15 protein-coding genes are annotated in these 13,459 nt (G+C 63.5%); 8 read left to right on the forward strand and 7 right to left on the reverse strand.

Annotation, left to right across the window (positions count from 1 at the left end; genetic code table 11):
* The first annotated feature begins 156 nt into the window (after positions 1-156).
* Positions 157-1,254: a DNA cytosine methyltransferase gene (locus tag ACLBW1_RS08625; RefSeq protein ID WP_447811426.1), complete on the forward strand. Its 1,098-nt coding sequence runs from the start codon at positions 157-159 to the stop codon at positions 1,252-1,254.
* Here ACLBW1_RS08625 and ACLBW1_RS08630 read toward each other — a convergent pair.
* Positions 1,228-1,641, reverse strand: coding sequence for a very short patch repair endonuclease (locus ACLBW1_RS08630; protein ID WP_447811427.1), 414 nt, complete (start codon positions 1,639-1,641; stop codon positions 1,228-1,230). The two genes, ACLBW1_RS08625 and ACLBW1_RS08630, sit on opposite strands and share 27 nt — an antisense overlap.
* Positions 1,642-1,804: 163 nt before the next feature.
* Positions 1,805-4,063, reverse strand: a complete 2,259-nt coding sequence (locus ACLBW1_RS08635) for a GmrSD restriction endonuclease domain-containing protein (protein WP_447811428.1) — start codon at positions 4,061-4,063, stop codon at positions 1,805-1,807.
* A gap of 197 nt (positions 4,064-4,260) precedes the next feature.
* Between ACLBW1_RS08635 and ACLBW1_RS08640 the strand changes: the two genes are divergently transcribed.
* Complete coding sequence (locus ACLBW1_RS08640; protein WP_447811429.1) at positions 4,261-5,340, forward strand: serine/threonine protein kinase; 1,080 nt, start codon at positions 4,261-4,263, stop codon at positions 5,338-5,340.
* A gap of 65 nt (positions 5,341-5,405) precedes the next feature.
* Here ACLBW1_RS08640 and ACLBW1_RS08645 read toward each other — a convergent pair whose 3' ends face one another.
* Positions 5,406-5,993, reverse strand: a complete 588-nt coding sequence (locus ACLBW1_RS08645; protein ID WP_447811430.1) for a hypothetical protein — start codon at positions 5,991-5,993, stop codon at positions 5,406-5,408.
* Between the two features lie 528 nt (positions 5,994-6,521).
* Between ACLBW1_RS08645 and ACLBW1_RS08650 the strand changes: the two genes are divergently transcribed.
* On the forward strand, positions 6,522-6,869 hold the full coding sequence (locus tag ACLBW1_RS08650; protein WP_447811431.1) for a 5' nucleotidase, NT5C type: 348 nt from the start codon (positions 6,522-6,524) through the stop codon (positions 6,867-6,869).
* A 52-nt stretch (positions 6,870-6,921) separates the two neighbouring features.
* Here the strand turns inward: ACLBW1_RS08650 and ACLBW1_RS08655 are convergent, their stop codons facing one another.
* Positions 6,922-7,398, reverse strand: a complete 477-nt coding sequence (locus ACLBW1_RS08655) for an HD domain-containing protein (RefSeq protein ID WP_447811432.1) — start codon at positions 7,396-7,398, stop codon at positions 6,922-6,924.
* A 165-nt stretch (positions 7,399-7,563) separates the two neighbouring features.
* Between ACLBW1_RS08655 and pnuC the strand changes: the two genes are divergently transcribed.
* The 3 genes from pnuC to ACLBW1_RS08670 are packed head-to-tail and all read left to right on the forward strand — an operon-like array spanning position 7,564 to position 9,991.
* On the forward strand, positions 7,564-8,202 hold the full coding sequence (pnuC, locus tag ACLBW1_RS08660; protein ID WP_447811433.1) for a nicotinamide riboside transporter PnuC: 639 nt from the start codon (positions 7,564-7,566) through the stop codon (positions 8,200-8,202).
* A gap of 8 nt (positions 8,203-8,210) precedes the next feature.
* The gene (locus ACLBW1_RS08665; protein WP_447811434.1) at positions 8,211-9,299 is read left to right on the forward strand and encodes an AAA family ATPase; all 1,089 of its coding nucleotides are present in this window, start codon (positions 8,211-8,213) and stop codon (positions 9,297-9,299) included.
* The gene (locus tag ACLBW1_RS08670) at positions 9,296-9,991 is read left to right on the forward strand and encodes an NUDIX hydrolase (protein WP_447811435.1); all 696 of its coding nucleotides are present in this window, start codon (positions 9,296-9,298) and stop codon (positions 9,989-9,991) included. The genes ACLBW1_RS08665 and ACLBW1_RS08670 overlap by 4 nt, the downstream gene beginning before the upstream one ends.
* A gap of 37 nt (positions 9,992-10,028) precedes the next feature.
* On the opposite strand, the gene ACLBW1_RS08675 is transcribed toward ACLBW1_RS08670, so the two are convergent.
* Positions 10,029-10,469, reverse strand: coding sequence for a hypothetical protein (locus ACLBW1_RS08675; protein ID WP_447811436.1), 441 nt, complete (start codon positions 10,467-10,469; stop codon positions 10,029-10,031).
* 210 nt (positions 10,470-10,679) lie between these two features.
* On the opposite strand from ACLBW1_RS08675, the gene ACLBW1_RS08680 reads away from it, so the two are divergent.
* Positions 10,680-11,891, forward strand: coding sequence for a TY-Chap domain-containing protein (locus ACLBW1_RS08680; RefSeq protein WP_447811437.1), 1,212 nt, complete (start codon positions 10,680-10,682; stop codon positions 11,889-11,891).
* 10 nt (positions 11,892-11,901) lie between these two features.
* Here ACLBW1_RS08680 and ACLBW1_RS08685 read toward each other — a convergent pair whose 3' ends face one another.
* Both ACLBW1_RS08685 and ACLBW1_RS08690 read right to left on the reverse strand, forming a co-directional pair.
* The gene (locus ACLBW1_RS08685; RefSeq protein WP_447811438.1) at positions 11,902-12,126 is read right to left on the reverse strand and encodes a HepT-like ribonuclease domain-containing protein; all 225 of its coding nucleotides are present in this window, start codon (positions 12,124-12,126) and stop codon (positions 11,902-11,904) included.
* Positions 12,123-12,626 carry an LpqN/LpqT family lipoprotein gene (locus ACLBW1_RS08690; protein WP_447811439.1) on the reverse strand — a complete coding sequence of 168 codons (504 nt, stop codon included), beginning with the start codon at positions 12,624-12,626 and terminating at the stop codon, positions 12,123-12,125. Before ACLBW1_RS08690 ends, ACLBW1_RS08685 begins: the two co-directional genes overlap by 4 nt.
* Positions 12,627-12,852: 226 nt before the next feature.
* Between ACLBW1_RS08690 and ACLBW1_RS08695 the strand changes: the two genes are divergently transcribed.
* On the forward strand, positions 12,853-13,176 hold the full coding sequence (locus ACLBW1_RS08695) for a hypothetical protein (protein ID WP_447811440.1): 324 nt from the start codon (positions 12,853-12,855) through the stop codon (positions 13,174-13,176).
* The last annotated feature ends 283 nt before the right edge of the window (positions 13,177-13,459 follow it).

Here is a 13,459-nt window from a genome sequence, read left to right on the forward strand (position 1 = left end):
TACGGCCGTTCGACTTCCCGACGTCGTCGAAGAGCGAGAGCAAAGCCTTTGGTGCGCAGGGCGCAACAGCTGTCGTGTGAGTGCGCAGCAGACCCCGACACCCCGAACCCGTGCCGCCTGCAGGCCGCCGAATCACGGGCCGGCTACCATTTGCCCATGGGCAGACCACTCGGCGCATCTGCAAGGATCGTCGACCTGTTCGCAGGGCCCGGGGGCCTGGACGTCGGGGCATCTTGGCTCGGGTTGTCAGCCTGCGGGATCGAGATCGATTCGAATGCGTGTGAGACGCGCGCGGCAGCCGGGCTCCAGACCGTGATGGGCGACGTCCGCGCCTATGGACCTGAAGACTTTCCAGACGCGACCATCTTGGCAGGTGGGCCTCCGTGCCAGACCTTCACCATCGCAGGCAGAGGTACAGGACGAAAGTTTATAAACACAATCCTCGGACTGATCGAGGAATTGGCCGCCGATGTCGACATAACGGACCGACTCAGAGACCTGGAAGATGAGCGCACTGGGTTAGTGGTCCAGCCATTGCGGTGGGCACTTGAGGCCAAGCGCGCCGGGGTTCCCTACGAGGCCGTCGTTCTCGAACAGGTCCCCGCAGTTTTGCCTATCTGGGAAGCTGTCGCTGGGGTCCTTCGCTCGGCGAACTACGACGTGGATTGCGACGTGCTGGCGGCCGAAGCGTTCGGCGTGCCACAAACACGGCGACGTGCGGTTTTGATCGCTCGCCTGAATGGTTCAGCCCAATTGCCCAAGGCGTCACATCAGACTTACCGGAAGGGTGTGGTTCGGCAGAACAACCCAGACGTGAGCGAGTGGGTCTCGATAGAAGATGCACTGCGGCTCGGAAGCGACTACTCCGTCATCTCGAATTACGGAAGTGGCGGGGACCCGAGGAAGCGCGGACGGCGCGCGTCTGATGAGCCTGCCGCTACGGTGACCGGAAAAGTCACCCGTAACAGGTTGCAGCACTCGGCAGGACACCAATCCCGTTTGACCCTGCACCAGGCCGGCCTATTGCAGACATTTCCTGCCGACTATCCCTGGTCCGGAGGCGACGTCGGGCAGCAGATCGGGAACGCAATCCCGCCTCGACTTGCGGCCCACATACTCGCCGCGGCAACGGGACAACGGTTGGACACTAAGCGACTTGACGAGACAGTTCGTATGAACTGGAACGGTTCTCGCGGTGGAATCGACCAGCTCGCTCATCCGATCGCGTCACATGAGGAACTGATCGCGCGCTGAGTTTGCCCGATGAGCACGACGGCGGGCGAGGACGCTTTCGATGTCATCGGCGACGTCGGTCGCGTCTACATGCTCCCAAAACCTCAGGACCAACCAACCTCGCTCGGTAAGCGCTGCGTCGGTGCGGCGGTCCCGCGCGATGTTGCCGTCCAGCTTCTTCGCCCACCACTCCTTGTTGGCGGCGGGCCTCGTCGCATGCAGAGGGCAACCATGCCAGAAGCATCCGTCGATGAAGACGATGAGCCTCAGCCCCCGCCAGACGATGTCGCCTCGAACGCGCATATCCGTTGCCGGCCTCACGTCGACACGGAACCGGATGCCGCGCGCGTGGAGCTCACGCCGCACCAGCATCTCGGCCTCGGTGTCCCTTCGCTTCTGCTTGCTCATACGCGCGCGAACAGCCTGCGAGGAAGCAATTGGCCTGCCGCCGCGATCATGCCAGGAATCAGTCATCGCCGACTTCTGACGATACTGCCGGACCGAGAACCGTTCTCCCTCAGTAGATCGCGGTAGGCGCCGCGATCGCGCGTGCGATGTGACCACGCACGCATCATCCCCAATGGTCGTCCTGATACTGAACGAAGTCATCGCCGTGAAGCTGGCGAGTGGAGTTGCCTGTTCTCACCCAGAATTCGTCTGGCGAGTTCGCCCCCTTGCCGGGTCGTGCAAACACGGGCTTTCCGGACGAGGCGACCGATATCCGGCAGACTTGCTTGTCTTCCAACGTTTCAAATCGCACACTGACTATCCCGGCGCTCGGCACCGACAAGCTGTTCTCAAACAGCTGCCGAAGGAAGAGCTCGTAGCCATCGGCATGCGCTTTGCCACCCAATGTCGCAAAGTCGTGCTGAAGGCCCAGCAAGCTACCGTCATCGGCGACGCCTATGAGCAATGTCCCACCCTCCGAATTCAAGAAGCCGCACACGGTTTTGACGATCACGTGCTCAAGCTTCGCATCGACCTGAGACGTATGCAGGTTCCAGCGCGCGGTGGATTTGAACTCTACTGACTGAGACTCTCCCGCAGCGATGAGATCGACAACCTTTGCGTCGTATCTCTTCTCTTCCCGGCCCCAGAGAGTCGAAAAGCCCTCGCGCACCACTTTCGCGATGAGAGGACGGCGGCGTCGGAGAAATTCGCCGTATTCGAGTTGTTCCCATCCAATAGGTAGGGCATGCAATTCAATCTGGCGCTTCAAACGCTGGGGAGCCACACCAGTAGACATGACCGGCACATAGTCGTGCGGCGCCTTATGCCTGATGGTCGAGTTGTCAGACCAGTCCAGAAAAGCCATGTTGCCGATCGCGTTGACCTGACGCGTGCTCTTGACTCCCAGTGACGCAAGGTACCTCTTGGGAAACAGATGGTGCCTCTCAATCGCGCGCGGCGCCGCACCGTCCGGCTGCAACAACGAACGAACCTTGACGTCGCTGAACAATACCTCGGCATCGAGAAGATTAAGGGCGGCAAGGTACGCGGAGAGGACGGGAGAACGAGACGACGAGCTATCCAGACGGTTCGTGAGGCTGATCTGCCAATAGTCATTTGTGAAATTCGAGGCAACAATTCGGTCGAGTTCTGCGATGAACGCGTCACCGTCACCTGGCTCGAGGTCGGCTATACGCCCAAGATCTGACTCCAGCTGTGACTCAGGTGAGGATGTATACCTGCCGGTTGTATGGGACATGAAGAACCACCGCGCAATGGCAGCGCGTAGCACCTTTAAGTCGATGCCAAAGTCGACGCGGCCGATCAGCCATAGTGCGTAGCTGTAGAGCAAGGCGTTCTCCGAGGTGATCATTCCGCCTCGCATGAAGCCAGCCGTCTGAACGCATTTTAGAAACTCGTGCCAGTTCGTCAGGTCGTGAACCTTCTCCTGGCTAGCTGCCAACTGCGCGAACTGCAATTGTCGTCGCTCAGCGGTCACTTCTCCAGACTCCAAGTCCTTGCCGCGGAGCAGGCTGTATACGTGCTGGAGCCGCGCCCGGCGAAACGCCAGAGCGACCCCGACACGCAGCATCTGGTCGGGGCTTGGATCAAGGAAGGGGTTCCGGGGAGACGGTCCGGTCACGGAGCGATCAACCGCTGCACGGCTGAACGCCTCCAGGGCTCGGCGGCCTTCCTCCCAGTGAACCGACATGAGTGTGAGGATGAAGTCGGCCTGGTTGAGTTTTACTCCTTCAGAGTTGATACGGACGAAGATCTCCGCGACCTGCTCCTCGTCGGCCGTATTGGCCAGCTCAATGACCTGGAAACGGAACGATTCCATGTCATGCACCCGATCGAGTCGATCCTCGAGGAGGTCTTCGTCGGCCTCCGTCAGACCACCGTCTCGCGCCGCATTCAACCTTTTCAGGAACTCACGGACGTTTTTCTTCCTCCCATCCGTCCATAGCGCTGTGATATCCGGCATGAATTCGGGGTCACGCTCTATGGCTGCGTCCGTCACCTCGAACGTTTCATCCGTGGGTCGGAACCCGATGCGGATCGTTTTCTCAAAGAAGTCCTTCGTCAGCACCTTGGACCCCGTGAGGACCGCATACAGCGAGGTCAACCGCTGTTGACCGTCAACGATCAAGAATTGCGGCGCTCGATCCTCCGCATCTCCGATCTTCCGGGTGCCGGTATCGACGCCGGTCTCCCACAGCATGATCGTGCCGATCGGATAGCCCCGATACATAGAATCAAGCAGGTCACGAGCCTTGGCCGACGACCAAACGAACGGCCGCTGAATATCAGGGAGCGCGATTCGGCCGGCACGTATGTCCATCACCAGGTGATTCAGGGCGTAACCGGTGTCTCGGTACATCGAAGTCACTTGTAGGGATCCTCTACTAGGGCGCGAATGGAATCGCCGCGATGAGTCGAGGGTAGCGCCAGCGCATACGGCTCTCGATATCTGGAGGTCTTCTCGTCGACCCCGCACAGGTTCGCTTGTCCTCAGCGTTCGACGAGTTCGCGATGGAACGCCGACATGGCACACGGCCGCACAGCTAGGTTTCACCAATGCCACATCATGCGTTGAGACGCGGACGAGTGCTGGTCAGCGACGACGGTCATCGCTACCGAATCGACCAAGAAATTGCTGAAGGCGGGTTCGGAGTTGTCTACAGAGCTTCGCAGCTGGCCCGAACGTCAGACCGGTCTCGACGCACTGTCTGTGTCAAGATCTGCGGCGGTTCCCGGGACTGGCACGGCGAGGCGTTCTTCGGAACGGTGACAAGCTCCCGACCACAGGTTGTGTCCTTGCTCGACTCGTTCGTCGACACCGTGGGCAAGTCCAGGCTCTACGTGCTCGTCTTCGAGTACCTAGAGGAAGGAACTCTCGAAGCCAAACTCGACGGCTCGCCATGGCCGCCTGCGCGGGCGCGCCATGCCGTCGCTTCGATTCTGAGGCTTTTGGAAGACCTGCACGATGTCGGCATCACGCATCGTGACATAAAGCCAAGCAACATTTTGCTCCGTAACAACGCTCTTCTACTCGGCGACTTCGGCATCGCGAAGCTCTCACTGCCAGAGGACCTGCAGATCGTCGACGCTTTCACACCAGACTTCTCACCGGATGACATGGATCGACGACTTGAGTGGGCAGCATGGATAGACATTTTTCAGATGGGACTCCTGCTCTACAGCTTGTTGGCTGGAGAGGTACGAACACGGACCGATCTCGCCACTCTGCGCTACCTGGACGCCCCGGACGATCTCGTCTGCTGGATCTGGCACGCGACATCGAGGAAGGGGATGCGCTACGCCGACGCCGGTGAGGCGCTGGCCGCACTGACACAATTGCGACACGTATCGATGGCACCCACAGGGCGGGTCGGCAGACTGCGCGGCCAGCGCGCGGTGATCACTGGACGCTTTGCTTCGTTCACGCAGCCAGCTTTATCGGCTCAGCTGCGATCGAAAGGAGTCGTTGTACAGGATGGCGTCACAGCTGAGACCACTTTGCTGATCCGCGGAGAGGTGAGAAACACCCTGGGGGCCGACGAAGGACGCAAATTGTTCGCTGTCCGGGAACGACGTCGCCGGTTGCAGCGGATTCACATCGTGGACGAGGCAAGAATCGTCAGAGCATTGCAGTGATCGCGCACCGTAATCCCGCTAGCATTCGGAGAATCCAGGAACTGAAGTCCATCGCGAAGTACCGTCTATTCTGCGGTCAGGTGGTCACTCCGGGTGTTGTCGGCTGCGGTTCGCAGCGTCGCGGTGAGGATCTCGTGATCGCTGACTCTTCCTCGGCGATCATCGACCGCGGCGCGGACCCTGACTTCGAGTCGCGGTTTTAGCCGTGCATCCGCGAAGACGTGGTCAAGCTGGCGCGACAGTTTCTTTCCGACCTGCCACGTGTCCACTGCGCCGACGCTGCCATCCGCGCGCGTGGGTTTGATCTCTCTGAGTCCGCTGTTCTGCTCGACCCATGCGAAGGCCGGTTCAGTCCACTCCTTCGGCCCAGCACGATCACTGACCGAACGTATGAGGTTCCAATCTCCGCCGATAACCCGTGACCCCGATGGCCCCGGCCGCCTCTTTTCAAAGTCGCGAACTACGCGCTTGAAGCTGCCGTAGCAGTAGGCATTGCCAACCAGCAGGTCGCCAAGTCCAGGCATCTGGATCACCACTGATTGCAACTCCAGCCACGGGCCTGGTTCGCCATTCATCTTCTCGCGCGGTTCGGTCCTTGTTGTGGCTGACGGCTTCACAACTCGGTCCGTTTGCCACAGCAGGAGCGCGGTCACCGGTATTCCCGCCTTCTGCGAACCAGAGATGAGGTCGTATCCACGACCCCCCGCCCACTCCCTCCAGGCCGTCACCGAGCTCGTCCCGACCTCGGTGAGTCCGATCGTCGCGGGCCTACCCAGGCCTTCAAGGCAACGTTGTTGTCTTTCCAACCTTTGAATTGATGCCTTGCTCACTGTCGACGACCGATTGACGTTGTGCCATACGAAGTCAGGATGGTCCGTACTCATCCGGCCAGACTTGCATACGATGTGCGCTGGCGTCGGCGCATCGCACTTGGGGCGATCTCGGCCAACGGCACCGCTTGCCCTGGTGGCGAAGCGAAATCTGTCCACCGCGCAACTACGGTTCCGATGCGCTCGCGCCCAGAGGCTCGACCATGTCGCCGCCATAGAAGACTGTTCTCAACCCGGAAGGTTCTGTACGTCGTCATGGACAACGTGCTGGTCCACTTCCCCTACGGCATCGCCCGTTTCAGTCCGAAGAATCGAGACACGTGAGACGGTGACCTCGACGAGGAGCCCGGCATGCTGATGGACCCCATCGCCGGCGCCATCGAGGCGTACACGACGCTCGCCGAGGTCTACGACACCTACATCCTCTCGACCGCACCGTGGAAGAACCCGTCAGCATGGTCCGACAAGCTGCTCTGGGTGCAGAAACAGATCGGCGCCGAGAAGGAGACGCCGGCATGGAAGCGCGTGATCCTCTCGCACCACAAGCATCTGAACAAGGGCGCGATCATCATCGACGACCGCATCCACAACGGCGTCCACCAATTCGAAGGCATCCACATCCGTTTCGGCAGTGAGCGGTTCCCGGACTGGGCGACAGTCACCGAGGAACTGCTGAGGTTGGCCGACAGCGGAGCATGACCGGTGGCGGCACCCGACCACCGGAGAGGTCGGCGCGCCGCTCACCGGCCTGTCAGTTCTTCATTTCGTCGGCGAGATCGTCGCGTCCCAGTGCCCGGTAGGCCTTCTCGTACTTCGCGCGAAGCTTCTGTTGCAGTGCTTCCGGCAGCCGGCTCACCCGATCCGGATCGTTGTTGTCGGCGAGGTCGGCGAGCTTGACCTGCAACGCGCGCGGATGGTTCTTGATGGCTGCGTAGTAGTCCTCATCCGAGACCGACTTGTCCCGCGTCAGGAGCGTGACCACGTCGACAACCGCGGTCGGCATCCCCCGCTCGAGCAGATCGGCTGCGGACAACCCGGAATCCTCGACGACATCGTGCAGCAGGGCGCCCGCGACGGCGATCTCGTCGTCCTGATCGACACGGCGCGCCACCGAGCGCGGATGGGCGATGTAATCGACGCCGAGCTTGTCGGTCTGCCCCTCGTGGGCCTCGACGGCGATGGAGTCGGCGAGCACGACAATCGCTCTAGAGTCTCGAGAAGTGGTCATCTGCTGATCCTTTCGATGAGCGGTCAGCTGTCGTCGGCGGCAATCCAGCGGAGTCGACTCGTTGATAGTTCTGACGGTAGCGCGGAGCACCGACGTTCGGAATCGGCCGTTTCGTGCTAGCGTCTTTTTGCAGTCACCTCGACTACTAAAGCAAAGGGGTCAGCAATGGCATTCATCGACTGGCTCGGATCAACCGCGTTCACCTCGTTCGGTGCGCCCACCTCGTGGGTCGAGATCATCGGCTTCGTCACCGGTGCCGCGTGCGTGTATCTCGTTGCGCAACAGAACGTGTGGAATTGGCCGATCGGGATCGCGAACAACGTGGTGTTCATCCTGCTGTTCCTCACCGCGGGCCTCTACGCCGACTCTGCGCTGCAAGTCGTCTACATCGCCCTCGCGCTGTGGGGGTGGTACCGCTGGGTGGCAGGACCCGAGGCCGCACCGTTGGCCGTGACCGGCACCAGCCGTCGCGAGTGGGCGTGGCTCCTCGGCGCAGGTGTCGTGGCCACCGTCGCGCTGACGGCACTGCTGGCCCTTGCCACCGATTCGGTGGTGCCGTTCTGGGACGCGGTCACCACCACCCTGTCGCTGATGGCTACATGGGGACAGGCCAAGAAGCGCTGGGAATCGTGGATCCTGTGGATCACCGCCGACCTCATCTACATCCCGCTGTACCTCTACAAGGACCTCATCCTCACCGCCGTTCTCTACCTCGGTTTCCTCGCCCTGTGCGTCATGGGTCTGCGGGCGTGGCGACGCGATGCATCGACCATCGAGCGAGCCGACCTCGTGCTGCAGGACTGAGCCGCACCATGTTTCGCCGCGCTCTCGTGATCGGGAAGTTCTACCCACCGCACGCCGGCCACCACCTGCTGATCAGACACGCAGCGTCGGTGGCCCACGAGGTGGTCGTGGTCGCGATGTCGACCGCAGCCGAGACCATCCCCATCTCGGATCGAGTGGAGTGGTTGCGTGAGTCGCATCGCGACGATGCCTCCGTCGCTGTCACCGGGATCGTCTGCGACGCCCCCGTCGACCTCACCTCGCGCGCGGTGTGGGCAGCCCAGGTCGCCTGCATGCGCGCCGCGGTGCGCACGGTCACCACCGAGGCGATCGACGTGGTGGTGAGCAGCGAACAGTACGGCCCAGAACTCGCACGCTGGTTCGACGCCGAGCACGTCTCGTTCGACCCTGAACGCCGCGCCGCACCTGTCTCCGGCACCGCGTGCCGCGCCGACCTTGCCGGCATGTGGCATCACCTCGAGGCGCCGACGCGCGCCGGCCTCACCACGCGTGTGGTGGTGCTGGGTTCGGAGTCCACCGGGACGACCACCGTCAGTCGGGCACTCGCACAACGATTCCGGAATCGCGGCGGCGTGTGGGCCGCAACTCGATGGGTTCCGGAGTACGGGCGCGAGGCCACCACCGACAAACTCGCAGCACTGCATCAGACGAACCCCGACGCCGACATGACCGACGTATCCTGGACAGGAACCGACTTCGCACACATCGCCAGGACCCAACAGGCCCGCGAAGATGCCGCAGCTCGCGCCGGTTCGCCGCTGCTGATCTGCGACACCGACGCCTTCGCGACCACCGTGTGGGAACGTCGCTACCTCGGCCCACAGAGCCGATTCGCCCAACTCGAGGTGCGCGACCACGGGAGCATCTATCTGATCACCGACCACCACGGCGTTCCCTTCGTGCAGGACGGCATCCGTGACGGCGAACACCTTCGCGCGGAGATGACCGACTGGTTCATCGGGGCGCTCACACACCACGGGCGGTCGTGGGTGTTGTTGACCGGCAGCCTCGACGAGCGGATCGACCTGGCGACGCGTGTCATCGACCAAGCCCTCACCCACCGGTCTACGTTCACTCCACCGGCGGTGATGGGGTGACCTACGACCCGGCCGCCTATCCCCCGTTCGCCGTCACCGTCGACCTCGCGATCCTCACCATCCGCAACGGCCGCCTGTGCCTGCTGTTGATCACCCGCGGCGAGGAACCGTTCCGTGGCGAACCGGCTCTCCCCGGCGGGTTCGTGCAGATTTCGGAGTCCATCGACGACGCCGCCTCACGCGAACTCATCGAGGAGACCGGAGTCGCCGTGTTCACCGGCCACATCGAGCAGTTGGCCACCTACGGGAACCCCGAACGCGATCCGCGGATGCGCGTGGTGTCGGTCGCGTATGTCGCGTTCGCGCCGAACCTCCCCGACCCGGTCGCCGGTACCGACGCGGCAGGCGCGCAGTGGACTCCCGTCGACGAGCTCCCGCCACGCATCGCGTTCGACCACGGCGCGATCGTCGACGACGCCATCGAACGTGTGCGATCGAAACTCGAGTACTCGACATTGGCAACACAATTCGTCGGAGACGCATTCACCCTGCGTGACCTGCAGACGGTGTACGAGACCGTGTGGGACACCACCTGGGATCGTGCAAACTTCCGTCGGAAAGTGTTGGGGACGCCCGACTTCGTGCGACCCCTCGAGGGGCAGACCGTCTCGAACGGGTCGCGGGGCCGTCACGCGCAGCTTTACCGCGCGGGGTCGGCGACTGTTCTACATCCGCCCATTCTGCGTTCGTGACGACCGGGGATCACCGTCGAGCCCTGACCATCTGCGTTCAGTCGCTATCCGGCACAAGACTGTCCGGATGATCGAATTCGCAGCCGATCAGTTCCGGGCTCGCGTACAGACCGCAGTCGCGGAACCATGCCGTGGTGGCGTCGGCGATGAGGTCGATGTCGCGACTGAAGAAGTAGCCGTCGGTGCAGTCCCCGAAATGTCGCCCGTCGAGCCACTCCTCGATGGGCAGGTCGTCGACGTCGTAATCGCCGATCACCAGTCGGCGCAGCACACTTCGCGAGCGTCGCAGGATGAGCACATCGTCGCGCAGCACCTGGATCTGTGCGCACACCGCAGCAATGCCGGCGCGCTCTTCCACCGGCCCGTAATCACGCGGACCGAGGTCGAACACGAAGCCCACCGCCTGATCCGTCAACGATTCACTCATCCACGTCGACATCCCCGACCAGTCGTGGGTTGCCTCTGCATCTGATGTCACCGCGTCCTCCTCGTCTCGACGCCCTCACGGTAAACGGCCGCACCGACACTGCTCGGCCTGCGCTCATGGACACCATCGATGTCAGACCCCTCCCCTAACCTGCAGGTGAGCGGTGGTTCCTCCACCGAGTTCGGGTTCCGCATCGCGGACCCGACGGCCCCGATCGACCTTGCTGATGACCGGGCCGCGTCAGCACTTGAGGAGGTCACCATGACCGACCAACTGACGCTCGCCGACGCCGCGTGGGAGGCGTTCGCCGATTCACTGGCCCGCCGGCTCGAGCGGTCCACCATCATGGACTGGCTGTTCGTCGCCCCCGCCGAGGGTGAGGCGGGCGCCGGTCTGCGGATCGATCTTCGGCCGCAGCAGGGCATGCGGCTCGTCGGGCCGCGCTTGGACGACGGGGGCACACTCGACTGGGCAGAGATCCGGTCCGACCGGATCACCCAGGTCGGGTTTCCCCCCTACGAGATCGCCGAGACCGTCGTCGAGATCGCCCGAAAGCATTGGCTGCTCGACCATCCCGACGAGATCGCACCCCTCGGCGACTACCAGCCGGACGGCTCACCGCCGCCGGGGCGCCTCGGCCCCGACACCCTGCGGACCCGCGTGCGCGACGACATCGCAGCCTTCATCGGCGGGGCGCCGACCATCGGCCCAGACGCCATCATGAAAGTCCCTGGCGCCGACTTCCCGACGTCCGTGGCGGTGTCGATGGAAGAACCGCGGCTCGACATCTTCGCGCGGGTGATCACCGACATGCCGTTCGACGTGTCTGCTGAGACGTTGACCCGTGTGCTCGGTCCGAGGTTTGCCCACATCACCCTCGTGGTCCGCGACGGCGATCTGTACGCCGCGACGTTCGCCCCCTGCGACAGCTACAAGTTCCTCTACTTCTGCGTCTACCTGCGCCAGTGGTACGAGTTCCTCGACGAGGGTCTGCCCGCGCTGCGCACCGCGCTGGGCATCGGCGACGAGCCGGACGGGACGCCCACATCAGGTCGGGTTGCGCGACCGTCGGTGGACCTGATGGTGGCCGTGGCATGGGAGGGATACGTCGCAGATCTGGCCGCGGAGATCGAGTCGCTTGTTCCCGGGCAGCGGCTGACCGTCGCGCAGTCCTGCGAGTACCCCGAGGGCCCGCACGGCGTCGTGGTGGTGACCGCGGTAGATAGCAGCAGGGTCACCGCCGCGATCGACGCATCGACCCTGCACCCCGATCAGGAGTGCCGAAACGAGCAGTCGGAGTGGCTGTTCGAGGCCGGCTGGTCCGACGCGGGGCCGTGGCTGACCGTCGACGAGTCGGATGCCGAGCGCCTCGCCCGCCGTGTCGTCGACGACGCTCTCCTCGCGACCTGGGATTGCGTGCATCCGTCATTCCTGGCGGAGGTGACGAACACGGAAGGCGACCCGGGACGCTAGCGTCCGGGCGTCAATCCAGTTCCGGCAGAACGATGTCGGCGTATTGATGGGCGGCGAAGGTGCGCATACCCGCGATGGCCCGCCACGGTTGCCCGTCGACCTGCGCGAGGACACCGTCGGGAACGAGATTGATCCCCTCCCCGATGCGGATCAGCCCCATCTCCACGGCCCAGGACGCTTCGCATGTGGACGACGTGCCCCACCGCGCGGCGGGCGCCGCTTCCGCCGAGGTCATTCCGCGAAGATCACCGAGCGAACGAGATCGACGAAGCGGTCACGATCGGCGATGTTGGTTCCGGCGGCGTCGAGGGTGACCGTCGTCTGAACGAGGAAGGCGGCGTCGTCGCCGCGGTCGTGGACGACGTAGACCGTCGCAGTCCACAGCGTCCGGTCCCTGAGCTCGTACACCCCCGACTGGAACGCCCACCCCGAGTGCCGCCGCCCGCGTGGCCATCGGTCCTCGCTCTCCGACTCCCACCCGGGGAGCGCGCGGCCGTCAACGAAGGCGTGGTCCAACAGGTCAGCAGGCTTCGCCCCCTCGTCGGGCGCGAACCGCGTCACGATGACCACGAGGTTGTCGCGGAACACCTCGCCGTCCTGGGCGGGGTTGACCCAGGTCTCGAGGCAGCCCAGCGACGACCCGTCGACCCTCACCCACCCCGACGACCCCATCGCCGACCGCACCACCCCCGGAAGCGTGGTCTCGTCGACGATGCGCGTCGCTGACACAGCCATCTGTGCCAGACGCTCGTAGATCGACCACTCTGCCGTCACGCACTCCCCGATCGCCCTGGCCCCGCGGCGCGAGGACACCTGACTGATGTTCGGCCTGACGATATCGGCGACGGCCGCGAGTGAAAGTCCTCCGTGCCCTCAGATGGACACGGTGACCGGGTGACCGCTGCACCACCTGGGTAGTTCCACTCTGTTGTGGAAAGCCACCGTGCGGTGGGCTGGTCGCATGACCGAGACCCTCATCGACACCACGCCCGCCACCGACGCCGCCGTCCGTCGCGCCGAATGGGGGCAGTTCCACGCCGTCGTGGCCGTCATCCTGGCGGTCGTGACAACGCTTCCCTCTCTCGATCTGGTCACCACCTCCATGTTCGCCCTCACGCCGGACTCCGGTACCGCAGATCTCAGCGGCCTGTGGGGATCTGCCGTCTTCGCAGTCCCCACCGTGGTGTGCGCCGTACTCGCTGCCGTCATGGGCAGAAACCGCTCGCGGTCGGTGGGGCTGTTCATCCTGATCGCGCCCGTACTGTGCCTGATGGCCCTCGGGTGACATCGCTGTGCGACGTGGGTAGTGCCACTCTTCTCCGCGATCCCGGCACTCGGTGGAATGTCCGTAGGAACGACACCAGCATCGACTGACGCGCTGACGGCCGGCAGCACCCAGCCTGCGCCGGATGCGTTCAGCATCAGGGGTTCTCGATCCTCAGGTGGATTCCCGCCCGGGCCGCCACCCACGGGCCGGCCCAAGGCTGAAGCTTCGCGGCCGTGAAGATCACGCGCTGGGTGTTCGACGCATGTGAGACCGCGTGGTGAGGGTGTGCCGACGCCGGACG

The organism is Williamsia sp. M5A3_1d (assembly GCF_053345315.1).